The sequence below is a fragment of the Nocardioides kongjuensis genome (assembly GCF_013409625.1).
Classification (GTDB): Bacteria; Actinomycetota; Actinomycetes; order Propionibacteriales; family Nocardioidaceae; genus Nocardioides; species Nocardioides kongjuensis.
On the sequence record NZ_JACCBF010000001.1, the window covers coordinates 3,224,052 to 3,246,941 of the forward strand.

A 22,890-nucleotide genomic window follows, 5' to 3' on the forward strand; every position below is an offset into this window, starting at 1 on the left:
CACGTATCTCATCGATCACTCGGTCGTTGAGAGGTCGCGGGACCGCCTCACCCGCGTATTCGGGGACACATTTTCTGGTGGAGGTCACTGGTGAAGAAGCGGGCGTTCGACGTCGTCGTCATCTGCTTGGCTGCCGTGGTGTGGGTGCCTGTCGTGGCCCTCTCCGCGATCGCCGTGCTGGTGCTGTCTGGTCGACCGATCTTCTACAAGTCGCGGCGCTGGGTCGGACCCGGCACCGCCATCGAGATGGTGAAGCTGCGGGTCATGGTGCCCAACGCCAACAAGGTGACGGCACCCGTCGAGGCCGGCCGCTTCCTGAACACGCCGGCTGACTCGCCGCTCTACACCCCCGTCGGTCGGGTGCTCGACCGGCTCGGGCTCAACGAGATCCCGCAGTTCGTCCACGTGCTGCGCGGCGAGATGAGCATCGTCGGCGCCCGACCGCTCACCGACGTCGTCCGCGACGCACTGAGCGAGCAGCACGGCGACATCGACTCGCGCTGGGTGACCCCGGCCGGACTCACCGGTCTCCCCCAGCTGATCGGCCGCCACGGCGTCGACGACCAGCAGCGCCTCGCCCTCGAGTCGGCGTACTCGCTGCGCTCGGCGACCGCCCCCAGCCTCCGGCTGGACTTCATGATCCTGCTCCAGACGGTGCTGATCACCTTCGGCCTGCGCAAGCCCATGACCTTCGAGAAGGCCATGCGGATGGCTGAGCCGCGTCGCCGGCTGCACGCGCCCGAGCTGGCGCACCAGCGGTACGTCGCCCCGGCCGCCGAGGCCGACGTGGCCTGATCTCCACCCCGCAACGACGAAGAACCCCCCGGGCCCTCGGCCCGGGGGGTTCTTCGTCGTTGGCCGGTGGCGCTCAGCGCATCCGGATGGCCAGGTGGCCGAAGTAGTGCCAGGCCGAGGCGAGCACGTCGTACTCCCGCATGTAGGCCGAGCAGTAGTTGTCGAGCGCCTGGAACTCGTTGAGGACCGAGGAGAACTCGTCGAACACCACGATGGTGCCGGGCACCAGCAGCGCGTCGAGGCGGGTGAGGACGTAGAGCGCGGAGGAGTAGAGGTCGGAGTCGACGTGCACGACCAGCTGGCCCTGCGGCTCGAACTTCTCCAGGAAGGAGTCGAGCGTGTGCTGGAACCAGCCGGGCACGAAGGAGACCCGGTCGTCGTCGATGTCGGGCAGCACCCCGTCGACGTCGAAGTGCGCCTTGACCATCTGGCCGTCGAAGCGCTTCCAGTCCTCGGGCAGGCCCTCGAAGGAGTCGAAGCCGAAGAAGCGCGACTCCGGGTTCTTGTTCAGGCTCGACCAGTGCCGGATCGAGTCGCCCTGGAAGACGCCGAACTCGAGGTAGTCGATCGCGGCGTCGCCGATCAGCTCGGCGTGCACGTGGTCGTACATCGCGGTGCGCTCGTCGAAGGCGGGGGTACCGGCCGGGACGTGCTCGCGCCGCCAGGTCTCGATCTTCGGGAGGTTGACCAGGGTGTCGAGGCGACGGCTGTCGACCCCGACCTTCGCGATCGCGACCTTGGACTTGATCCGGAAGCTGGCCAGGGCGTCCTGGAGGGAACGTGCCACGGGGGTGGTCTCCTGTCGATGGGGGATTCGGAGGGAGCGGGGGTGGATCAGTGGTCGCGGACCACGAGGACGTCGCACTGCAGCAGCCGTCCGGTCGGGTCCGAGAAGCCGGTCTCGAGGCTCTGCAGGCGGTAGCCGTGCTCGCGGAGGACGGCGATGGTCTGCTCGGCGAGCTGCTGGCCCTCGTAGAGCTCGACGAAGGAGACCTCGAGCTGCATCCCGTCGAAACGGCCGAGCAGGTCGCCGGCGCCGGCCATGACCTCGGCCTCGTAGCCCTGCGTGTCGATCTTGAGCAGGGTCCGCGCCGGCTCGACCGCGAACTTCTCGGCGAGCGCCGCGACCGTGGTGACCTCGACCCGCTCGACCGCGACGTACGCCGAGTCGGGCGCCCCGTCGAGGTGGGCCTGGGTCATGCCGAGGATCGAGGAGGAGTAGGAGTTCGCGGCGACGTTGATGTCGGTCTCGCCGGCCTCGCGCCCGACGGCGGCGTTGACGGTGTGCCAGTGCGGGTCCTTCGCGGCGCGACGCGACAGCTCGCCGTACGCCCCGGAGAGCGGCTCGCAGCTGATGATCCGGCCGGCGTACCCGGAACGGCGCAGGCCGAGGGCGTACTGGCCGACGTTGGCACCGACGTCGAGCACCGTGTCGATCCCGCGCGACTCGAGGGTGCGCGCGACCTGGCGGGTGAAGATCCCCCGGCTCACGTCGAGGTCGAGACGGTGCAGGCCGCCCCGGACGGCGAGCTTGGCTCGCTCCCGGACGCGGTTCTTCAGGCTCTGGTCGGGGCCGTTGCTCATCGAGGGGTCTCCGTGGCGGTCGTCGCGGGGCGGGGAGCAGGGGTGTCGTCGACAGCATCTGCGACGTCGTCGGGGACGGCGTCCCAGCCGACGTCACGTTCGTGGCGCATGTTCATCGCCAGCAGGATCACCGGCGCCAGCGGCACCCACAGCGTGCGGTCCTCGAGGGCCGGGACCGTCGGGGTGATCGCGATGAACGCCCAGGCGAGGTACGCCAACCGCCGGTTGGGGTGGTTGCCGATGATCGGCCGCGCCATCACGAACAGCACCATCAGGTAGCCGAGCAGGCCGATCAGGCCGATGCTCGAGGCCACACCGAGCACCACGTTGTGGACGTAGATCGCCTGCGCGAACCCGTTGCCCACGATCGGGTGCTGGAAGAACATGTCGATGCCGAAGTTCTGGGCGTTGAGCCGGGCCTGGTCGGCGACCAGGGCGTCGCCGGTGCCGGCGAGCCGGCTCAGCGCCGACTCGTCGCTCGACGACTGCAGGATCAGCGGCAGCGCGACGATGCCGATCGCGAGGCCGAGGGCGAGCACGAAGCCCTTGACCGCGGAGCGCTCCACGAACGGGACCATGACCACGAGGCCGGCGATCACCGCCGCAGCCGCACGACTGCCGCTCGTCACGACCGAGAGCAGCGCCGCAGCGGCGCACGCGGCGACGACGGCGCGGTACCAGACCTGCTCGCTGCGCCGCCACAGGTACATGCAGGCGGCGAACGCCATCACGCCCGCCTCGCCGAAGGCGTTCGGGTGGTGGGTCAGCCCGATGCTGCGCCCGGCGATCGAGCCGCCGATCGGCGAGTAGGCGACGCTGAGGGTGTGGCCGGCGACGTAGCTCCACAGCAGCACGTCGACCGTGCGCCAGCCCGGGGCCCAGATCGCCAGCAGCCCGACCAGGCCGACCAGGACGACCAGCCACTGCACGAACTGCAGGGCGCTGATGACCGGTGACGGCGAGAAGACCGTGGACAGGGTGCCGACGGTCAAGATGATGAGGACGCCGATGACGTAGCCCAGCGGCAGCCGCACCGGCCGGCCGATGATCGTCGGCAGCAGCAGCACCACGGCGAGGCCGAAGACCAGGTCGGTCGGCGTGACCGGCGTGTTCTCGCTCGGCGCCAGGCCCTTGTACATGGGGGCGGTGGCGAAGGCCGCGATCATGGCGAGCATCGCCATCCGCTCGCGACCGAGCACCGCGAGCGCGGCGACGAAGCCCGCGAGGCCCACCCCGATCGCGGCCGCGATCGGGCCACGGGCCGAGGCCGCCGCGAGGAGGACCGCCAGGAGCACCAGGAAGGCGGTCACGACACGGCGCTGCACCACGCCGTTGCTGCCGTCGCCCCTGACCGCCGTGGGCGGTCGCGTGGTGGTCTGGTTCGGCACTGGTCTCCTCGTCGGGTCCGCTGTCGTCGTACCGACAACGGCGGAAGGGAGTCTAGGCGACGGACTAACTCGTCGTGGCCGATCGGCGAGCGATCAGCCGCCCGCGAAGGGAGGCAGGAACTCGACCGTCTCCCCCGGTTGCACGACGACCGCGGCCGGGTCCGTGGAGGACACCGGACGCTCGCCGACGAGCACCGAGCAGACGCCCACGACCTCGGGCAGTCGGGTGCCCGCATGCCGCCCGACCACCTCGGCGCGCAGCTCGGCGAGGGTCAGCGGGCCGGCGACGGCCACCTCCTCCTCCGCGATCCCGGCAGCCGCGCGGGCAGCCGCCCAGTACCGCACCCGGATGACCTGCGTCTCACTCACTGCGTCGACCCTTCCCCGTTGCCTGCATATTTCGGTATCGTCCCTCACCAGAAAACTGGCCGTTGCCCAGCGTTGCGTTTCGGTCTCGACTCGGTGTCGCCCGAAACAGGCAGATGCCGGTGAGGAGGCCAGCATGAGCACTCTCCTTCTGCTGACCAGCGCCCTGCAACCCTCGGCCGAGGTGCTGCCGGGTCTCGCGCTGCTCGGTCACCACGTCAAGATCCTGCCCGCCGAGGGCAGTGCACTGCTCGACGCCCCCGACGCGGACCTGCTGCTCGTCGACGGCCGCCAGGACCTCGCGGGCGCCCGCGACCTGTGCCGGCTGATCCGCACGACCGGGACCGACGTGCCCGTGCTGCTCATCGTCACCGAGGGCGGCCTGGCCGTCGTCAACCACGACTGGGGCATGGACGACGTCGTGCTGCACACCTGCGGACCCGCCGAGCTCGAGGCCCGGATCCGGATGGCGATCGGCCGGCTCACCGCGGCCCGCGACGCCGCCGACCCCGACGCCCACCTGATCCGCTCCGGCGAGGTCGTGGTCGACGAGGCGACGTACACCGCCAAGGTGGGTGGCCGCACGCTCGACCTGACCTTCAAGGAGTTCGAGCTCCTCAAGTTCCTCGCCCAGCACCCCGGCCGGGTGTTCAGCCGCCAGCAGCTGCTGCAGGAGGTGTGGGGCTACGACTACTTCGGCGGCACCCGCACGGTCGACGTCCACGTCCGGCGGCTGCGCGCCAAGCTCGGTCCCGAGAACGAGACCCTGATCGGCACCGTGCGCAACGTCGGCTACCGGTTCGTGCTGCCGTCGAAGGAGTCAGCGGCGGAGGCCGACGCAGCCGCCCTCGCCGAGCACGAGCAGCAGGACGCCTGACTGCCGCCCGGCGGCTACGACGTGCGTCCCTGCTCGTCGAAGTGGTCGGCGGTGTGCATCAGGCGCATGACCTGCTCGCGCAGGTCGGGGCCGAGCTCGCCCCAGCCGTCCTTGTACCCGTAGACCGACGCCAGCGAGCGGGCGTCGTAGTCGCCGTTGAAGATGTCGACGTCGGCACAGGTGATCAGCGCCGGGTGCGGTACGCCGACCGCCGCCGAGACCCGGGTCAGCTCCTTGCGCAGGGTGCGCAGGTAGACCGCGCACCGCTCCGCCTTCGACACCGGGTCGAGACCGTGGACCAGCCACGGGTTCTGCGTGGCGATGCCGGTGGGGCAGTGGTCGGTGTGGCACTTCTGCGCCTGGATGCAGCCGATGGAGAGCATCGCCTCGCGGGCGACGTTGATCATGTCGGCACCGAGCGCGAACGCGACGACCGCGTTGTCGGGCAGCCCGAGCTTGGCCGAGCCGATGAACGCGATGTCGTCGGTCAGCCCCAGCTCAGCGAAGGTGCCGTAGACCCGCGAGAACCCCATCCGGTACGGCACCGCGACGGAGTCGGCGAAGATCAGCGGCGCCGCGCCGGTGCCGCCCTCGCCGCCGTCGACCGTGATGAAGTCGACGCCGCGCTCGCGCGGCGACATCAGGCGGGCGAGCTCCTCCCAGAAGTCCATCGCGCCGACGGCCGACTTGATGCCGACCGGCAGCCCGGTCTCGGCGCCCAGCAGCTCGACGAAGTCGAGCATCGAGTCGACGTCGTGGAAGGCGGTGTGCCGCGAGGGCGACGCGCAGTCCTTGCCCTCCGGGATGCCGCGGATCTGCGCGATCTCGGCGGTCACCTTCGCTGCCGGCAGCAGCCCGCCCAGACCCGGCTTGGCGCCCTGGCTCAGCTTGATCTCGAGCGCCTTCACGGGGGCCGAGTCGATGAGCTCGAGGAGCCGCGGCAGCGAGAAGTCGCCCTTCTCGTCACGGCAGCCGAAGTACGCCGTACCGATCTGCAGGACGAGGTCGGCCCCGTTGCGGTGGTACGGCGAGATCGCGCCCTCGCCCGTGTTGTGCAGGCACCCGGCCGCAGCCGCGCCCTTGTTGATCGCGGTGATCGCGTTCGAGGACAGCGAGCCGAAGCTCATCGCCGACACGTTGACGACCGAGCCGGGCCGGAATGCCTTCGCCCGCCCGCGCGGCCCGCCGAGGACCTTGGCCGCCGGCAGGGTCCAGTTGGCGTCCTGGTCGCTCGGCAGCTTGTCGGCGAAGGTGCGCTGCTTGATGTAGGCGTGACCCTGGACGTGCTCGACGTCGACGTCGGTGCCGAACCCGAAGTAGCTGTTCTCCTCCTTGCTGGAGGCATAGATCCAGGTCCGCTGGTCGCGGCTGAACGGCCGCTCCTCCTCGTTGCTGGTCACGATGTACTGCCGCAGCTCGGGACCGATCGTCTCCAGCCAGTACCGGAAGTGGCCGATCACGGGGAAGTTGCGCTGCAGCGCGTGCTTCTTCTGGGCGAGGTCGCGAGCGGCGAGGGCCCCGAGCGCAGCGGCGGCCCCACCCACGGCGTGGCTCAGCTTCATGCATGCAGTCCTACCGCGTCGTGCTGTCGCATGTAAACGGCCGGCCCGGAACGCACCGGGGCGGCCGGATAGCGTGGGAGAGGTGACCTCGGACCTCCCCCTCCTGACCGACACCTCCGCCCTCGACGCGATCGGGCGGGTGCGCGACGCCAGCCGGGAGGCCGACGGGACCGACCCGGTCGACGAGGCGGTGACCCTGCGCCTCAAGCACCACGGGCTGAGCGGCACGGGCGCGTGGGTGAGCGGCGAGGGCTTCGCGCTGCGGCACGAGGGCTCGCTCGACCTCGCGGTCGCCCCGTCGTCTCGAGGACGCGGTCTGGGCGGTGCGCTCGGCGAGCTCGCCGTCGCCGCGCCCGGAGCGCTGAGCGCCTGGTCGCACGGCGACCACCCGGCCGCCGCTGCGCTCGCGCGCCGCTGGGGGTTCACCCGCACGCGGGAGCTGTGGGTGATGCGCCGGCCGGCCGCCGTACCGCTGCCGGCCGCGGAGCCGCCCGCCGGCGTACGGATCCGCGACTTCGGCGCCTCGGACGCCGACGCGGTGCTCGCGGTCAACGCCGCGGCGTTCGCGCACCACCCCGAGCAGGGATCGCTCGACGCGGCCGGACTGGCGGAGCGGATGGCCGAGCCGTGGTTCGACCCGGCCGGCCTGCTGCTCGCGGTCGACGACGACGGCGCCCTGCTCGGCTTCCACTGGACCAAGCAGCACGACGCGTCGCTCGGGGAGGTGTACGTCGTCGGCGTCTCCCCCGCCGCGCAGGGCCGCGGCCTCGGCCGGGTGCTCACCGTCGCCGGGCTGCAGCACCTCGCGGCACGCGGAGTGGCCGAGGTGCTGCTCTACGTCGAGTCCGACAACACGCCCGCACGGCGGCTCTACGAGGATCTGGGCTTCCAGCACGCCGCCGCCGACACGCACGTGCAGTACCAGCGGGCGGACTGACACAAGATTCCGCGTAACCCCGACACCGATGAGTAGATTTACCCACCATGAGCTCTGTCACCGATGGCGAGCCGGGTCCCGAGGACTCCCGGCTCACCGAGTCGCGCTCCGGGCGCGGCCGGGGGCGCAGAGGCATGCTCTGGCGGCGCCACGACGAGGACGTCCCCGCCGTCGGTGAGCTCGACGCCGACGACATCCAGGAGCTGCTGCGCCGCAGCAACACCTCGGTGCCGCTCGAGGTCGAGGTCGACGAGCCGACAGCCGTCGCCGAGGAGGCGCCGTACGACGACATCGCGTCGCGTGTCGGCAGCCGCACCGGTGCGCTCCCCGACCCCGGTGACGTCGACGACGTCGACTGGGGATCGATGGTCGAGCCGCACACGCCTGACGACCTCGACAGCGTCGACAGCGACGACGCCCCGGGCTCCGACCGCTTCGGTCCCGGTCCCTCGACCGACTGGGCCAGCGTCATCGACCGCTCCCTCGGGCGGCCGCTGACCGAGATCGAGCCGCACGAGTTCGAGGCCGGCTCCAGCGCCGCCACCGACGACCCGTCCCTGCGCGGCACGCTCACTGACCGGCTCCAGCGGATGCGCTCGGAGTCCGTCGAGGAGCCCGAGGACGTCGCGGCCGAGGAGACCGAGGACGACGGGACCGGAGCCGAGGCCGATGACGCCGCGGAGCAGGAGGAGCAGTCGCAGTCGGGCGACTGGTCGGCGATCATCGCGCGCGCCACGGAGCGTCCCTTCGGCGATGCCCACGGCGTCACCGAGCCGGCCGCCGAGGACGAGCCGGTTGTCGAGCCGGAGTCCGGGCCGGTTGCCGAGTCGGAGCCGGTGGACCCGCTGACCGCCGAGGTGTGGGTCGAGGAGGGCGACGCCGCCCCGGAGCCCGAGCCGGTCGCCGAGGTCGAGCCCGTGGTCGAGCCGGAGCCGGAGCCGGAGCCCGTGGTCGAGGCCGCGCCGGTGGCCGAGCAGGCGATCCCCGATCACCGCCTCACCGACGAGGAGGCCGGCCAACGGGTGATCGCGGCCGCCGTCGACGGCGGCTTCGCGGAGCCGACGCCGGTCCCCCAGCCCAAGGGCCTGGCGCGCCTGCGTCGCCGTCAGGGCGCGGGATCCGCGCCGCGGCCGCAGGCCCGCCCGCTGCAGGAGGTCGTCGAGCCGCCGCTGCTCGAGGAGCCGATCCCCAACATCGACCGGACCGACGACGTGCCGCGCCGGCCGGAGGAGGTCCTGGCCCACGCGCGGGCCGAGATCGAGGCCGAGCTGGTCGCCCCGGTCGAGACCACCGACGGAGCGGAGGCGACCGAGGTCGCCGTACCCGACAACGCCGAGGTGGTCGCCGCCCTGGCCGCCCGCCTGCGACGCGACGCCGAGCTGGCCGCGGCCGAGCAGGCTGCCGAGCGGCTCGCGGCCGAGGAGGCCGCCCGGCTCGCCCACGAAGCCCGCGCCGAGGCGGACCGGCTGGCCAACGCCGCGTCCGCGCAGCGCGAGGAGGCCGAGCTGCGCGCCGTCGAGCACGCCCGGCTCGCGGCGGAGGCCCACGAGGCCCGCGAGGCAGCCGAGGCCCGTGCCCGGGTGATGGCCGAGGCGGCGGCGGTCAGCGCCGCCGAGCACGCCGAGTTCGCCCGCCGGATGCTCGAGGAGCGGGAGGCCGCCGAGCGGACCTCCGCCGAGATCGCCCAGGCCCGTGCCCTCGCCGAGGACGCAGCACGCCAGCAGGCCGCCCTCGCCCAGGACGCCCACCGGGCCGCCGAGGCCGCCGAGGAGCGGGCCCGGATCCTGGCCGAGCAAGCAGCCGCCAGCGCCGAGGAGCACGGCGCGCTCGCCCGCCAGGCCGTCGAGGAGCGCGCGGTCGCCGAGCACGCCGCCGCCGAGCACGCCCGCCTCGCCCAGGAGGCCCAGGCCTCCCGCCGCCTCGCCGAGGAGGCCGCGCTCGAGCAGGCCGAGCTGGCCCGCCTCGCCCTCGAGACCGCCGAGGCCGCCGAGCGCCGCGCCGGCGAGGCCGCAGCCCGCGCCGAGGAGCAGTCCGCCGCCCGCGTGGCCGCCGACGAGTCCGCGACCCAGCAGGCCCGCCGCGCCGAGGAGGCCCACCAGGCCCGACTGCTCGCCGAGCAGGCGGCCCGTCAGCAGCTGGAGCTCGCCACCGAGGCCCAGGCGGCCGCAGCGGCCGCCCACGCCTCCGCCGCCGCGCTCGCCGAGGAGAAGAAGGCCGCCACCGAGGCCCTCGCCCTCGCCTCGGAGGTCGCCACCGAGGCCACCCGGGCACGGGCCGAGGCCGAGGAGCGCGCCGCCGCCGCCCTCGCCGAGCTCGAGCAGTCCGCCGCCGCTCACACCAGTGCCGTCGAGAGCCTGCGCTCCGAGCTGGTCGAGGCCGAGGAGCGCGCCCTCGAGCACGCCCGCGCCCGCGCCGAGGCCGAGGCCCGAGCCGCCGAGCTCGCCCGGGAACGCGAGCGCGCCCTTGCCGACGCCGCCGCGCTCGCCCAGCAGGTCGCCCAGATCCGGGCCAACCTCGCTGCGGAGGTGCCGGAGGTCCCCGCGAGCGAGCCCCCCGTCGAGCCTGAGCCCGTGCCGGAGCCCGTGCTGCTGGTCGAGCCGGAGCCCGAGCCGGAGCCCGAGCCGGTCGTCGAGCCGGAGCCCGAGCTGCTGGTCGAGCCGGAGCCCGAGCCGGTCGTCGAGCCGGAGCCCGAGCTGCTGGTCGAGCCGGAGCCCGAGCCGGTGGTCGAAGCGGAGCCCGAGCCGCTCGCCGAGCCCGAGCCCGACGTGGCCGAGCTGGTCGACGCCGAGCCGGCGACCGACGTACCTCCGGTGAGCGACCTTGCCGCCCAGATGGCGCAGATCCGCGCCCGGCTGGCCGAGGAGGATGCTCCCACCGACGAGCCCGAGCCCGCCGACGAGCTCGAGGACGAGGTCCCCGCGGAGCCCGAGGCGCTCGGCGTCACCGGGGTGCTCGGCCGCCACGCCGACCGCGGCCCGTCGCTGATGGACCAGTGGCGAGCGACCGCGAGCACCCCCGACCCGACCGGTGAGACCGACGAGACCGAGGAGTTCCTCGACGACGTCGAGACCCTCGACGTGGCCGCCGAGGACGCCGAGCCCGCACCGGAGCTCCTCGCCGAGCCGGAGCCTGCACCGGAGCCGGAGCCCGAGCCGGAGCCGGAGCCGGAGCTCGTCGTCGAGCCCGAGCCCGTCGTGGAGCTCGAGCCGGAGCCGGAGCCGGTCGTGGAGCCGGTCGTGGAGCCGGTCGTGGAGCCCGTCGTGGAGCCCGTCGTGGAGCCCCAGCCCGTGGCCGTCGACGTCCCCGCGCCCAGGCCGGTCGCCAAGCCCGTCCCGTTCCACGCCAAGCGCGGGAGCGACAGCCTGGCGCCGCTCGCGATCCTGGTCGCGCTCGGCCTGGCGGCCGTGGTCGGCATGCGGGCGATCAAGGGCACCCTGTGGGACGACATCACGTTCAGCGCGACCCTCACCGCGGTGGCGGCGATCCTGCTCGGCTACGCGCTCAAGGCGAGCAACTCCTCGCGCAGTGTCAGCATCGACGAGAGCGGCGTCCTCAAGGTCACGCAGGGCGACACCAACAGCACCTTCGACCTGACCAGCCCCAACACCAAGATCGAGCAGACGGGGACGCCGGGATCCCGGGCGTGGCGGGTCCTCATCCTGCGGCGCAGCATGGCGCCGGTGGTCATCGACTCCCGGATGGTCGACGCCCACACCTTCCTGGAAGCGCTGCGCCAGTGGCAACCGGACCTGTGAGCGACCACGACGTCGACCCGATGGTCGCGCTCCGCCTCGAGCGCGACGACCTGGCCCGCCGACTGGCCGACAGCCAGGACGAGGTCGCGCGGCTGAGCGCCGCGCTGGAGAGCTCGCGCGCCGAGGTCGCCGCACTGGCGGCCGGTGGCTCGCTGTCGCTGTTCGAGGGCGACCCGCAGCCCGGCGACCGGCTGACCGGCGACGGCAGTGACCCACGGGTGCTCTCGATGGTGCTTGGCGCCACGGCGGTCGTCGCCGGCATGGTGGCGCTGCTGACCCTGCTCAACGGCAAGCTGGCCACGCCCTTCGGCGTCGTGATCGTGCTCGTCGCGATCGGGCTCGGCTGGGCCGCGGCCCGCACCCGGGTCGTCCCGGTCGAGGTGAGCGTCAGCCGCGGTGTCGTCTACGTCGAGCAGGGCGAGTCCACCCACCGCTTCGACATCCGCAAGCCGGAGACCCAGGTCGAGGTGGTCGGCCGCCCGGGCGAGCCGGGCTTCCAGGTCCGCTTCCCGCGCAAGGCGATGGAGCCGTTCGTGATCGACGGCTCGATGGTCGACGGCGAGGAGCTCCTGCGCCAGCTGCGCGAGCACCGCCCCGAGCTCTGACCCCTCGCCGACCCGGCTCGAACTGGCCCGGATTCCGCGTCGACCCGGCAGGAAGTGCCTCGAACGCGAGCCACTTTCTGCCGGGTCGGCGGTGTCCAGGGGCCGGTTCGGGCCGGGTCAGCCGAGAGCGGCGCGCACCCGCCCGGCGATCTCGCGCACGGCGGCCCGGCTCGTGCGACCGACGCCGAGGATGTTCAAGAACCCGTGGATCTGGTCGACGTAGCGCTTGAGCTCGACCTCGGCTCCGGCGTCCACCATCCGCCGGGCGTACTCCTCGCCCTCGTCGCGCAGCGGGTCGAACCCGGCGGTGGCGACGAAGGCGGGCGCGAGGCCGGCGGGGAGGTCGATGTCGAGCAGGTTCATCCGCTCGTCGACCTGGTCCTCGGGACGAGGCAGGTAGGTGTCGTTGAACGACTGGATCGACTCGGCGGTGAGGTACAGGCCCTCGCCGAACAGCCGCAGGCTCTCGGTCGACCGGTCCGCGTCGGTGCACGGGTAGACGAGCAGCTGGAAGGCCAGCGGCAGGCCGGCGCGGGCAGCGGCGATCGCGGTCCAGGCGGCCAGGTTGCCACCGGCGGAGTCCCCGGCGACGCCGATCCGCCCGGGGTCGACGTCGAGCTCGCCGGCGTTCTCGTGCACCCAGCGCAGCGCGGCCTCGGCGTCGTCGAAGGCGGCGGGGAAGGCCGCCTCGGGGCCGACCCGGTACTCCACCGCCAGCACGCGCACGCCCGACTCCTCCGCCAGGAGGCGGCAGGGGGCGTCGTGGGAGGCGAGGTCGCCGTAGAGGAAGCCACCTCCGTGGAAGAACAGGAGCAGCCCGGTCCCGACCCGGCGTGACGGCTCGTACAGACGCGCCGGCAGGTCGGCCACCGCGAGGTCGCGGATGCTGCCGATCGGCTGGCGGCCGCCCACCAGGGCGGCGTTCTCCCGCATCGCGGCGCGTCCCTCGGCGATGCTCTCGCCGGCGAGGTCACCCTTGCGCGCCAGCCGCTGCAGGGTCAGCATCACCTGGACGTCGGGCGCCAGCGTCTGCCCGTCGAGGACGAGGGCGCCGCCGGACACCAGTCGCTGCGCCCGGGCGGGCAGTCCCATCAGGGTTGCCAGGGTCCGGGCCTCGACCGCGGTTCGGATGCTCACGGGCGACAACATACTTCCAGTACGGCGCCGCGCGCCGTCCCGTCCGTCGTCACCCCGCGTTCACCCGGAGGTGCCACACTCGCGAACATGTCGACCGAGCAGCAGCCGACGTCCCTCCTGCCCGACGCCGAGACCGGCACCCTGGTCGCGGTGTCCGACGACACGGCGGGCGAGCACCCCGGATACGTCCCCGACCCGGCGCTGGTCGAGGCGATCGAGTCGGTGGACAACCGGTTCGTCGACCGCGAGCTGTCCTGGCTGCGGTTCAACGAGCGGGTGCTGGAGCTGGCCGAGGACGAGGCCCTGCCGCTGCTGGAGCGGGCCCGCTTCCTGGCGATCTTCACCAGCAACCTCGACGAGTTCTTCATGGTGCGGGTGGCCGGACTCAAGCGCCGGATCGCGACCGGCCTGGCGGTCCGGGCCGCGAGCGGCCTGATGCCGCTGGAGGTGCTCGAGGCGATCTGGCGCCGCTCGGCCGAGCTGAGCCAGCGCCACGCGCGGGTGTTCCACGACGAGGTCGTGCCGGCGCTGAGCGCCGAGGGCATCGAGCTGGTCCGCTGGGCGGACCTGGACCGCGATGAGCAGAAGGAGGTCAAGCGGCTCTTCAAGGAGCGGATCTTCCCGGTGCTGACGCCGCTGGCCGTCGACCCTGCCCACCCCTTCCCCTACATCTCCGGCCTCTCGCTCAACCTCGCGGTGGTGCTGCGCAACCCGAAGTCGGGCAAGGAGCTGTTCGCCCGGGTCAAGGTGCCGTCGAACTTCGACCGCTTCGTCTCGCTCGGCAACGCCCGGTTCGTGCCGCTGGAGGACGTCATCGGCGCCCACCTGCGCCGGCTGTTCCCCGGCATGGAGGTGCTCGAGGCGCACACCTTCCGGGTCACCCGCAACGAGGACCTGGAGGTCGAGGAGGACGACGCCGAGAACCTGCTCGCCGCGCTCGAGAAGGAGCTGCTGCGCCGCAAGTTCGGCCCCCCGGTCCGGCTGGAGGTCGAGGAGTCGATCGCGCCGTCGGTGCTCGAGCTGCTCGTCTCCGAGCTCGGCATCAGCGAGAACGAGGTCTTCCGGCTGCCCGGGCCGCTCGACCTGCGCGGCCTGCACTCGATCGCCGACCTGCCGCGCGAGGACCTCAAGTACCCCTCCTTCGTGCCGAGCACCCACACCCGGCTCGCCGAGTTCGAGTCGGCCGCGCCGGTCGACGTGTTCAAGGCGCTGCGCCGCCGCGACGTGCTCCTGCACCACCCCTACGACTCGTTCGCGACCTCCGTGCAGCGCTTCATCGAGCAGGCCGCGGCCGACCCGCACGTGCTGGCGATCAAGCAGACGCTCTACCGCACCTCCGGCGACTCCCCCATCATCGACGCCCTCATCGACGCGGCCGAGGCCGGCAAGCAGGTCCTGGTCCTGGTGGAGATCAAGGCCCGCTTCGACGAGCAGGCCAACATCCGCTGGGCGCGCAAGCTGGAGCAGGCCGGCTGCCACGTGGTCTACGGCCTGGTCGGTCTCAAGACCCACTGCAAGCTGGCCATGGTGGTGCGCGACGAGCCCGAGGGCATCCGTCGCTACACCCACATCGGCACCGGCAACTACAACCCGAAGACCTCGCGGATGTACGAGGACCTCGGCCTGCTGACGACCAACGAGGCGATCGGCGAGGACGTCGCCCACCTGTTCAACAACCTGTCCGGCTGGTCGCGCAAGGCGACCTACGAGCAGCTCCTGGTCGCGCCCGACTCGGTGCGCACCGGCCTGATCGACCAGATCGAACGGGAGATCGCGCACTCGAAGGCCGGCCGGCCCGCCGGGATCCGGTTCAAGGCCAACTCGGTCGTGGACGAGGAGACCATCGACGCGCTCTACCTCGCCTCCTGCGAGGGCGTGCCCGTCGAGCTGCTCGTGCGCGGCATCTGCGCCCTGCGCCCCGGGGTCGCCGGGCTCAGCGAGAACGTCAAGGTCCGCTCGGTGCTGGGCCGCTTCCTCGAGCACAGCCGGGTCTTCTCCTTCGAGGGCGGCGGCGAGCCGGCGACCTGGATCGGCTCGGCCGACCTGATGCACCGCAACCTCGACCGGCGCGTCGAGGTGCTGGTGCGCCTGCCGGAGGCCAGCCGCGACGAGGTACGACGCCTGCTGGACCTCGCGTTCGCCCCCACCACCCAGGCGTGGGAGCTGGGCGCCGACGGCGAGTGGAAGCGCAACGCCGGCACCGTGCACCTGCAGGAGACCCTGATCGACCACCAGCGAAGGCGTCGTACGAGCGACTGAACCCCGCTCTGACCTGCGACAACGCGTCCCCGTGCGCCGCACCACAGCGCTCGGGACCGCCCGCAGTTGCGTTCACGGGGAAGTGGTCCCCTAGCATGAGCGCGTTCGCCTCCGCCTCAACGGGAGTCCATGTGGGTCTGCGTCTGCGTCCGGTCGATACCTCCTTCTACGACCTCTTCACCCAGTCCGCCCAGCACCTCGTGGGCGGCGCCGAGCTTCTCGCCGAGATGCTGTCCGACTCGTCGGACAAGGCGGGTGTCGCCGAGCGGATGCGTGCCGCCGAGCACGCCGCCGACGAGACGACCCACGAGATCGTCAAGAAGGTCAACAGCACCTTCGTGACCCCGTTCGACCGCGAGGACATCTACGCCCTCGGATCCGGTCTCGACGACGTCATGGACATGATGGACGAGGCGGTCGACCTGATCCTCCTCTACGAGGTCCAGGTCACGCTGCCCGCCGAGCTCTCCGAGCAGGTCGAGGTCCTCCAGCGTTGCGCCGAGCTGACCGCAGCCGCGATGCCGCGCCTGCAGTCGATGCAGTCGCTCGACGACTACTGGATCGAGATCAACCGGCTCGAGAACGCCGGCGACCGCAACCACCGGCGCACGCTCGCCAAGCTGTTCTCCGGCGAGTACCCGACCCTCGAGGTGCTCAAGCTCAAGGACATCGTCGAGTCCCTCGAGGGCGCCATCGACGCGTTCGAGCGGGTCGCGAACACGGTGGAGCAGATCGCCGTCAAGGAAGGCTGATCGGGTGACCCTCACCCTGGCGATCGTCATCGCCGTGGTCGTCATCGCGCTGGCGTTCGACTACACCAACGGCTTCCACGACGCGGCCAACGCGATCGCGACCTCCGTGTCGACCCGTGCGCTCACGCCGCGGATCGCGCTGACCCTCGCGGCGTTGATGAACTTCATCGGCGCATTGCTCGGCCAGGAGGTCGCGAAGACGGTCGCGGACGTGATCACGATCGAGGACGCGAACGGCAACCTCCAGGTCGGGGTGCACCACGGCCTCGTCATCGTGATGGCCGGCCTGCTCGGCGCGATCATCTGGAACCTGATCACCTGGTACTTCGGGCTGCCGTCGTCCTCCTCGCACGCCCTCATCGGCGGCCTGGTGGGTGCGGCGATCGCCGGCGGCGTCAGCGTCAAGTGGGACACCATCGTGCAGAAGGTGCTGATCCCGATGGTGATCTCGCCGCTGTTCGGCTTCTGCGCCGCCTTCGTCGTGATGACCCTGATCCTGTGGATCTTCCGCAAGGGCAACCCGCACCGGATCAACCGCGGCTTCCGCGGCATGCAGACCATCTCGGCGGCCGCGCTGGCGCTCGGCCACGGCCTGCAGGACGCGCAGAAGACGATGGGCGTCATCCTGCTCGCGCTGGTGGTGGCCTACCCGTCGACGTACGACATCGAGACGCTGCCGATCTGGGTCGTCCTCGCCGCGGCCGGCGCCATCTCCGCCGGCACCTACGCGGGCGGCTGGCGGATCATGCGCACCCTGGGCCGCAAGATCATCCACCTCGACCCGCCGCGCGGCTTCGCCGCCGAGTCGGTCGGCGCAGGCGTGCTCTACACGACGGCGTTCGTCTTCCACGCCCCGATCTCGACGACCCACACCATCACCTCCGCGGTGATGGGCGCCGGCGCGACCAAGCGGTTCTCCGCCGTGCGCTGGGGCATGGCCCGCACCATCCTGGTCGCCTGGGTGTCGACCTTCCCCGCCGCCGCCCTCGCCTCGTGGGGCTGCTACGAGATCCTGCACCTCATTCTGCTGTGAGGCTGTAGCCCCGGCCGCGGATCCGGCGTACGTCGGCCGCGCCACCGAGGCGTGCCCGCAGCCGGGTGACGTGCATGGCGATCGTGTTGCCACCGGGCCGCTTGCCGTCGGTGCCCCACAGCGCGTCGCGCAGCTCGTCGTCGGTGACGACACCCGGCGCGGCCAGCAGCAGCGCGCGGAGCAGCTCGAACTCCTTGAGCGGGAGGTCGGCGATCCGCTCCCCGTCGACCCGGACGCTGTAGGCGGTCGCGTCGAGCGTGATCCGCCCGAACTCGAGGCGCGCGTGCTCGGCCAGCGAGCGCGGCGCGTGGGTGAGCAGGTCCCACAGGTGCTGGGGTGCGTACGGCCGCACCGCCACGGCGGAGGCGCCGGCCAGCATGAGCGGCCCGACTCCCCCGGCCCCTGCCTCCTCGCCGTCGCAGGTCCCCGCGATGACGTACGGCGAGCCGTGCTGCCGGATCACGCCGACGAACTCCTCGGCTGGGATCCCGGGCGCGCCGGGGGTCACCACGACCGCGTGGGGGTCGGTGCGCCCGAACTCCACGAGGCCGTCCAGGGTCGACCCGACCCAGGTCACGTGCACGCCGCGGCCCGCCATCGCCTCCGCGAGCGCACCCCCGTCGTCGCTGGGGTCGACCACCAGGAGCTGGGCTCCCGACGACTCGACCCACCGGTGGAGGTAGGCGCGCACGGACTGGCGACGGGCGTCGCGGCGCCCGTCGTCCCGCATTCCCATCGCCTCGCCGAGACCCTTCTGCTCAGCCGAAGCGACCGGAGATGTAGGCCTCGGTCGCCGGGTCGTCCGGGTTGGCGAACATCTTCTTGGTCGGGTTGAACTCGACCAGGTGCCCCGGCTCGCCGGTGGCCTTGAGGTTGAAGAAGCCGGTGTCGTCGGAGACGCGCGCCGCCTGCTGCATGTTGTGGGTGACGATGACGATCGTGAACTCGTTCTTGAGCTCGTGGATCAGGTCCTCGATCGCCGAGGTCGAGATCGGGTCGAGCGCGGAGCACGGCTCGTCCATGAGCAGGACCTGCGGCTCGACCGCGATCGCGCGGGCGATGCACAGGCGCTGCTGCTGACCACCGGACAGGCCCATGCCCGGCTTGTTGAGCCGGTCCTTGACCTCGTTCCACAAGTTGGCGCCGCGCAGCGACTTCTCGACGATCTCGTCGGCGGCCGACTTCTTCATCTTGCCCGCGTTGAGCTTGAGGCCGGCGAGGACGTTGTCGTAGATCGACATCGTCGGGAACGGGTTGGGGCGCTGGAAGACCATGCCGACCTGGCGGCGCACGGCGACCGGGTCGACGCCGGCCTCGTAGAGGTCCTGTCCGTCGACGACGATCTTGCCCTCGACCCGCGCTCCCGGGATCACCTCGTGCATCCGGTTGAGCGAGCGCAGGAAGGTCGACTTGCCGCAGCCCGAGGGACCGATGAACGCGGTCACCGCGCCGGCGCGGATCGTCATGTTGACGCCCTGCACGGCGAGGAAGTCCCCGTAGTAGATGTTGACGTCGGAGACGTCGATGCTCTTGGCCATGACTGATTGCCTCTCAAACCCTGCGGGTCACTTGTTTCGGGGCGCGAAGATCTTGCCGATGATGCGTGCTGCCAGGTTGAGCACCATCACGATGACGATGAGGATGAAGGCGGCGCCCCAGGCGATCGCCTCGGCCGGGGCGTCGCCCCGCAGGTTCTGCCCGTAGATGAGGACCGGGAGGGTCGTCATCGCGCCGTCGAACAGGTTCATGTTGGTGCGGTCGGTGGCGCCTGCGATGAGGAGCAGCGGAGCGGTCTCCCCGATGACGCGGGAGATCGCGAGCGTGATGCCGGTGAGGATGCCGCCGATCGCGGTGGGGAGCACGATCCGCACGATCGTCTTCCACTTCGGGGTACCCAGTGCGTACGACGCCTCGCGCAGGTCGTCCGGCACGAGCATCAGCATCTCCTCCGTGGCCCGGACCACGATGGGGATCATCAGCAGCGACAGCGCGACCGATCCACCGATGCCGGAGACGTAGGCCGGGCCGAAGATCAGCGTGAACAGGGCGAAGGCGAACAGGCCCGCGACGATGGACGGGATGCCGGTCATCACGTCGACCAGGAAGGTGATCGCCTTGGCGAGCTTGTTGCCCTTGCCGTACTCGACGAGGTACACGGCCGCCATCACGCCGACGGGGACCGAGATGACCGCGGCGCCGAGCGTGATCAGCAGGGTGCCGATGATCGCGTGGTAGACGCCGACCGGCTGGTCGATCTGGGTCTTGAAGAAGGAGTAGCTCAAGAAGGTGCCGTCGAGGCGGCCGGCACCCTTGCTGATGACCCGCCAGATCAGCGAGACCAGCGGCACCACCGCGATGCCGAAGGACGTCCAGATCAGCCCCGTCATCAGTCGGTCGGTGGCGCCGCGGCGACCCTCGATCACCAGCGACCAGACCGGGAGCACGGCGAGGAAGGCGACGACGCCGAGGATCACGGAGCCGACCAGGCCCATGCCGAGCACGAGCAGGAGGCCGCCGAAGGCCGCGGCGATGACGGCGACGATCGCCGGCGCCTGGCGGGGCAGCCGCGGCTGGACCAGCGGGACGTGGACCCGCGTCTGGACCTCTTCCAGCGTGGTCATCGCGCCATCCGCCTCTCGTTGCGGCCCACGATCCAGCGGGCGAGGAAGTTGACCAGGAAGGTCATGAGGAAGAGCACCAGACCGGTCGCGACGAGGACGTTGAGCGTGTCGGCGCTGCGCTCCTTGTACTTGAGCGCGATGTTGGCCGCGATCGAGGTCGGGCTCGAGGAGCCGATGATGTTCCAGGACAGGTCGAAGCCGAACGAGAGCACCATGGTCACCGCCATCGTCTCGCCGAGTGCGCGGCCCAGACCGAGCATCACGGCCGAGACCATGCCGGAGCGGGCGTAGGGGAAGACCGTCATCCGGATCATCTCCCACCGCGTGGCGCCGAGCGCCAGGGCGGCCTCCTCGTGCAGGCGCGGGGTGCGCGAGAACACCTCGCGGCTGATCGCGGTGATGATCGGCAGGATCATGATCGCGAGCACGATGCCGGCCGTCAGGATCGAGCGGCCGGTCGCGTTCGGCTCGCCGAAGAGCGAGCCGAGGACCGGCCAGTCGCCGAAGGTGTCGTGCAGCCACAGGTGCATGGGCTTGAGCTTGTTGGCCAGGTAGAACGCACCCCACAGGCCGTAGACGACCGACGGTACGGCGGCCAGCAGGTCGATCACGTAGGCCACCGGGGTCGCGATCCACCGGGGTGCGTAGTGGCTGATGACCAGCGCGATCCCGAACGCCAGCGGCACCGCGATGACCAGTGCAATGACCGAGGCGGTGAACGTGCCGACGAGCAGCGGGACGACGTACCCCAGGAAGCTCTCGGCGTGCGGGCCGTAGACCTCGGCCGACTTGGTGAAGCCGGGCGCGCCCTTGATCGCGAGGAAGATGAAGACGCCGGCGAGGGCGGCCAGGATCGTCAGGCCGGCCGCGAGGGCGGCGCCGGCGAAGATCCGGTCGCCGACCCCGGCGCGGGCCTTCGCCCAGTTCGCGGAGGCGTCCTCGACCTCGGCGGTGGGTGCTGTCACTGCTGTCACCTCATGCTCGGGTGCTGCTCGGGTGCTGTTCGGGTGGTACGGGTCGAGGGGGTGAGGACGGGATCGCCGTCCTCACCCCCTCTCGAGGTCACTTGGCGGAGATGCCCGCCACGATCTCCTGGGCCTTGCTGGCGGTCTCGGGCGCGAGCTTGGCGGAGCCGGCGAAGTCGGCCGCCTCGGCCTGGCCCTCGTCGGAGACGATGTAGCTCAGGTAGCCCTTGACGTTGGCCGCCTCGGCGGCGTCGTCGTACTTCTCGCAGGCGATCAGGTAGGACAGCAGGATGACCGGGTAGGCGCCGGCCTCGGTGGTGGTGCGGTCCACGTCGACGGCGATGTCGGTGGCGTCGCGGCCCTCGACGAGCGGCGAGACCTCGACGGTCTTGGCAGCGCCCTCGGGCGACGGGGCGACGTAGTCCTCGCCCACCTTGACGTTGACGTGGCTGAGGTCGCCGGTCTGGCTGGCGTCGGCGTAGCCGATCGTGCCCTCGGTGTCACCGATGGTCTTGACGACACCCGAGGTGCCCTCGGCGGACACGCCGCCGGAGACGGGGAAGGCGTCGGCCGCCTCGTACTTCCACTCGCTCGGGGCGACCTTGCCGAGGTAGTCGGTGAAGTTCTTGGTCGTGCCCGAGTCGTCGGCGCGGTGGACCGGGACGATCTTCAGGTCGGGGAGCTCGGCGTCGGGGTTCTGGTCCGCGATCGCCTTGTCGTTCCAGTTGGTGATCTTGCCGTCGAAGATCTTCGCGATCGTGACGGCGTCGAGGTTCAGCTCGTCGACACCCTCGAGGTTGTAGGCGACGGCGATCGAGGAGATGTAGGCCGGGACCTCGACGACGTTGCCGCCGCAGCGCTCCTTCGCGGCCGCGAGCTCCTCCTCGGAGATGTAGGAGTCGGAACCGGCGAACGACAGGGCGCCGCTGGTGAACTGGCTGCGGCCGTCGGTCGAGCCGAGCAGGGAGTAGTCGATGGTGAGGCCGCTGTTCTGACCCTGGAACGCGGTCTTCCACGCCTCCTGGGCCTTCTCCTGCGACGTCGCGCCGCCACCCTTGAGGTTGCCGCTCAGGCTGCTGCCGGAGTCGCCGTTGTCGCTGCCGCCGTCCTCGTTGGACGCACCGCAGGCGCTCATGAGCAGGGCCAGAGCAGCGATACCGGGGACCGCGGCGTTGCGGATGGACTTGAGGTTCAAGGAACTGCCTCTCGGAGGTGAGGGGCTCTCGTTCCTGCCCCTCGTTGCGTACTGGACGACTGCGAAGTTAGGCAGCGTCGGTAACGCAACTCCCCGGCCGATCTGAACGAACGGTGAACAGTGGCAGTCGGGGTGGGGACCTCACGTGGCCCGCATCACCCCATCGCCAGCTCAACGGGGGCGGTGGCGCTCCACGGCGACGACCCGGCCCTTGCGCACGTGCAGGACGAGCAGCTCTGCGGGGGCCAGGCCCTCGTCGGGGGCGAGCTCGATCCCCAGCGCCTCGTAGACGTGGCACAGGACCGGGCGGTGGGTGCACACGACGCTGCCGGCCTCCGTGGCGAGCAGGTCCTCGACGATGTTCTCGACCGCCTTCGCGGTGGCGTTCTCCTCGCTGAGGCGCGGGCGCAGGTCGAGGGAGTAGCCGGCGGTCTCGGCGTACGGGCGCACCGTCTGCACGCAGCGGGTGCTGGTCGAGGTGACGATCCGGGTGACGTCGTACGCCGCGAGCAGGGGCACCAGCCGGTCCGCCTCCAGCTCGCCGACCTTGAGCAGGGGCCGGCCGGCGTCCGGTCCGTGCCAGGCGCTGCGCGAGCGGGCCTGGGCGTGACGGAGCACGACGACCGCGTGCGTCCTGCGGCGCACCCGCAGCGCTGCCGCGAGGGTCTCGCGGTCGTAGCCGTAGCTGAGCCGCGCGGACGCCTCGTCGACCGGCACCCAGGCCACGGCGTCGATCTCGTCGTTGGGCCGGTACGCCGTCACGTCGTCGTCGCCCACGACGCGTCCGGTCCAGTAGTGGACGGTCTTCATCCGGCGCGCGACCGGGTAGCGCTGCGACGGCAGCCGGGGGCCGAGCCGGACGTGCACGCCGGTCTCCTCGGCCACCTCCCGGACGGCGGCGGCGGTCGGGTGCTCGCCGCGGTCGAGCTTGCCCTTGGGGAAGGACCAGTCGTCGTACTTCGGGCGGTGCACCAGCAGCACCTCCCGTCCGGGACGGAACACGACCACGCCGGCAGCGAGGATGTCGGGCACGGGCCCCAGCGTAGGGCCATAGGGTTC

The 22,890-nt window shown here is 71.6% G+C and carries 20 protein-coding genes; 8 read left to right on the forward strand and 12 right to left on the reverse strand.

The window, feature by feature from the left end; genetic code table 11:
• Window positions 1-90: 90 nt before the first annotated feature.
• Window positions 91-795, forward strand: a complete 705-nt coding sequence (locus tag BJ958_RS15545) for a sugar transferase (protein ID WP_179727848.1) — start codon at window positions 91-93, stop codon at window positions 793-795.
• 73 nt (window positions 796-868) lie between these two features.
• Here the strand turns inward: BJ958_RS15545 and BJ958_RS15550 are convergent, their stop codons facing one another.
• The 4 genes from BJ958_RS15550 to BJ958_RS15565 form a co-directional block, all read right to left on the reverse strand.
• Window positions 869-1,582, reverse strand: coding sequence for a TylF/MycF/NovP-related O-methyltransferase (locus BJ958_RS15550; protein WP_179727849.1), 714 nt, complete (start codon window positions 1,580-1,582; stop codon window positions 869-871).
• Window positions 1,583-1,629: 47 nt separating this feature from the next.
• The gene (locus BJ958_RS15555) at window positions 1,630-2,379 is read right to left on the reverse strand and encodes an FkbM family methyltransferase (RefSeq protein ID WP_179727850.1); all 750 of its coding nucleotides are present in this window, start codon (window positions 2,377-2,379) and stop codon (window positions 1,630-1,632) included.
• A complete protein-coding gene (locus BJ958_RS15560; RefSeq protein WP_179727851.1) occupies window positions 2,376-3,767 on the reverse strand; it encodes an O-antigen ligase family protein in 1,392 nt (463 codons plus the stop codon). Before BJ958_RS15560 ends, BJ958_RS15555 begins: the two co-directional genes overlap by 4 nt.
• 93 nt (window positions 3,768-3,860) lie before the next feature.
• Window positions 3,861-4,136, reverse strand: coding sequence for a MoaD/ThiS family protein (locus BJ958_RS15565; RefSeq protein ID WP_273516510.1), 276 nt, complete (start codon window positions 4,134-4,136; stop codon window positions 3,861-3,863).
• A gap of 133 nt (window positions 4,137-4,269) precedes the next feature.
• Between BJ958_RS15565 and BJ958_RS15570 the strand changes: the two genes are divergently transcribed.
• On the forward strand, window positions 4,270-5,010 hold the full coding sequence (locus BJ958_RS15570) for a winged helix-turn-helix transcriptional regulator (RefSeq protein ID WP_179727853.1): 741 nt from the start codon (window positions 4,270-4,272) through the stop codon (window positions 5,008-5,010).
• A gap of 14 nt (window positions 5,011-5,024) precedes the next feature.
• On the opposite strand, the gene BJ958_RS15575 is transcribed toward BJ958_RS15570, so the two are convergent.
• Complete coding sequence (locus BJ958_RS15575) at window positions 5,025-6,572, reverse strand: FMN-binding glutamate synthase family protein (protein ID WP_179727854.1); 1,548 nt, start codon at window positions 6,570-6,572, stop codon at window positions 5,025-5,027.
• A gap of 82 nt (window positions 6,573-6,654) precedes the next feature.
• On the opposite strand from BJ958_RS15575, the gene mshD reads away from it, so the two are divergent.
• Genes mshD through BJ958_RS15590 form a run of 3 tightly spaced genes read left to right on the forward strand, consistent with a single transcriptional unit; the run spans window position 6,655 to window position 11,869 of the window.
• Window positions 6,655-7,509 (forward strand): mycothiol synthase, encoded by an 855-nt coding sequence (gene mshD, locus BJ958_RS15580; RefSeq protein ID WP_343052699.1) that lies wholly within the window; start codon window positions 6,655-6,657, stop codon window positions 7,507-7,509.
• A gap of 47 nt (window positions 7,510-7,556) precedes the next feature.
• Window positions 7,557-11,264 carry a hypothetical protein gene (locus tag BJ958_RS15585; protein ID WP_179727856.1) on the forward strand — a complete coding sequence of 1,236 codons (3,708 nt, stop codon included), beginning with the start codon at window positions 7,557-7,559 and terminating at the stop codon, window positions 11,262-11,264.
• The gene (locus tag BJ958_RS15590) at window positions 11,261-11,869 is read left to right on the forward strand and encodes a hypothetical protein (RefSeq protein ID WP_179727857.1); all 609 of its coding nucleotides are present in this window, start codon (window positions 11,261-11,263) and stop codon (window positions 11,867-11,869) included. Before BJ958_RS15585 ends, BJ958_RS15590 begins: the two co-directional genes overlap by 4 nt.
• Window positions 11,870-11,986: 117 nt before the next feature.
• On the opposite strand, the gene BJ958_RS15595 is transcribed toward BJ958_RS15590, so the two are convergent.
• Complete coding sequence (locus BJ958_RS15595; protein WP_343052700.1) at window positions 11,987-13,006, reverse strand: alpha/beta hydrolase; 1,020 nt, start codon at window positions 13,004-13,006, stop codon at window positions 11,987-11,989.
• Between the two features lie 87 nt (window positions 13,007-13,093).
• On the opposite strand from BJ958_RS15595, the gene BJ958_RS15600 reads away from it, so the two are divergent.
• The 3 genes from BJ958_RS15600 to BJ958_RS15610 all read left to right on the forward strand — a co-directional run bounded on the left by BJ958_RS15600 (window position 13,094) and on the right by BJ958_RS15610 (window position 17,050).
• On the forward strand, window positions 13,094-15,265 hold the full coding sequence (locus tag BJ958_RS15600; RefSeq protein ID WP_179727859.1) for an RNA degradosome polyphosphate kinase: 2,172 nt from the start codon (window positions 13,094-13,096) through the stop codon (window positions 15,263-15,265).
• A 131-nt stretch (window positions 15,266-15,396) separates the two neighbouring features.
• Window positions 15,397-16,017, forward strand: coding sequence for a DUF47 family protein (locus BJ958_RS15605; RefSeq protein WP_179727860.1), 621 nt, complete (start codon window positions 15,397-15,399; stop codon window positions 16,015-16,017).
• Between the two features lie 4 nt (window positions 16,018-16,021).
• Window positions 16,022-17,050, forward strand: coding sequence for an inorganic phosphate transporter (locus BJ958_RS15610; protein WP_179727861.1), 1,029 nt, complete (start codon window positions 16,022-16,024; stop codon window positions 17,048-17,050).
• Here the strand turns inward: BJ958_RS15610 and BJ958_RS15615 are convergent.
• From BJ958_RS15615 to BJ958_RS15640, 6 genes are all read right to left on the reverse strand, one after another.
• Complete coding sequence (locus tag BJ958_RS15615) at window positions 17,037-17,780, reverse strand: response regulator transcription factor (RefSeq protein WP_179727862.1); 744 nt, start codon at window positions 17,778-17,780, stop codon at window positions 17,037-17,039. The two genes, BJ958_RS15610 and BJ958_RS15615, sit on opposite strands and share 14 nt — an antisense overlap.
• Before the next feature lie 28 nt (window positions 17,781-17,808).
• Window positions 17,809-18,588, reverse strand: a complete 780-nt coding sequence (pstB, locus tag BJ958_RS15620) for a phosphate ABC transporter ATP-binding protein PstB (protein WP_179727863.1) — start codon at window positions 18,586-18,588, stop codon at window positions 17,809-17,811.
• A gap of 27 nt (window positions 18,589-18,615) precedes the next feature.
• On the reverse strand, window positions 18,616-19,671 hold the full coding sequence (gene pstA / locus BJ958_RS15625) for a phosphate ABC transporter permease PstA (RefSeq protein ID WP_179727864.1): 1,056 nt from the start codon (window positions 19,669-19,671) through the stop codon (window positions 18,616-18,618).
• Window positions 19,668-20,636 (reverse strand): phosphate ABC transporter permease subunit PstC, encoded by a 969-nt coding sequence (gene pstC, locus BJ958_RS15630; RefSeq protein ID WP_179727865.1) that lies wholly within the window; start codon window positions 20,634-20,636, stop codon window positions 19,668-19,670. The genes pstA and pstC overlap by 4 nt, the downstream gene beginning before the upstream one ends.
• Before the next feature lie 97 nt (window positions 20,637-20,733).
• Window positions 20,734-21,831, reverse strand: coding sequence for a phosphate ABC transporter substrate-binding protein PstS (gene pstS, locus BJ958_RS15635; protein ID WP_218865780.1), 1,098 nt, complete (start codon window positions 21,829-21,831; stop codon window positions 20,734-20,736).
• A gap of 171 nt (window positions 21,832-22,002) precedes the next feature.
• Window positions 22,003-22,863: an NUDIX hydrolase gene (locus tag BJ958_RS15640; RefSeq protein ID WP_343052701.1), complete on the reverse strand. Its 861-nt coding sequence runs from the start codon at window positions 22,861-22,863 to the stop codon at window positions 22,003-22,005.
• Between the last annotated feature and the right edge of the window lie 27 nt (window positions 22,864-22,890).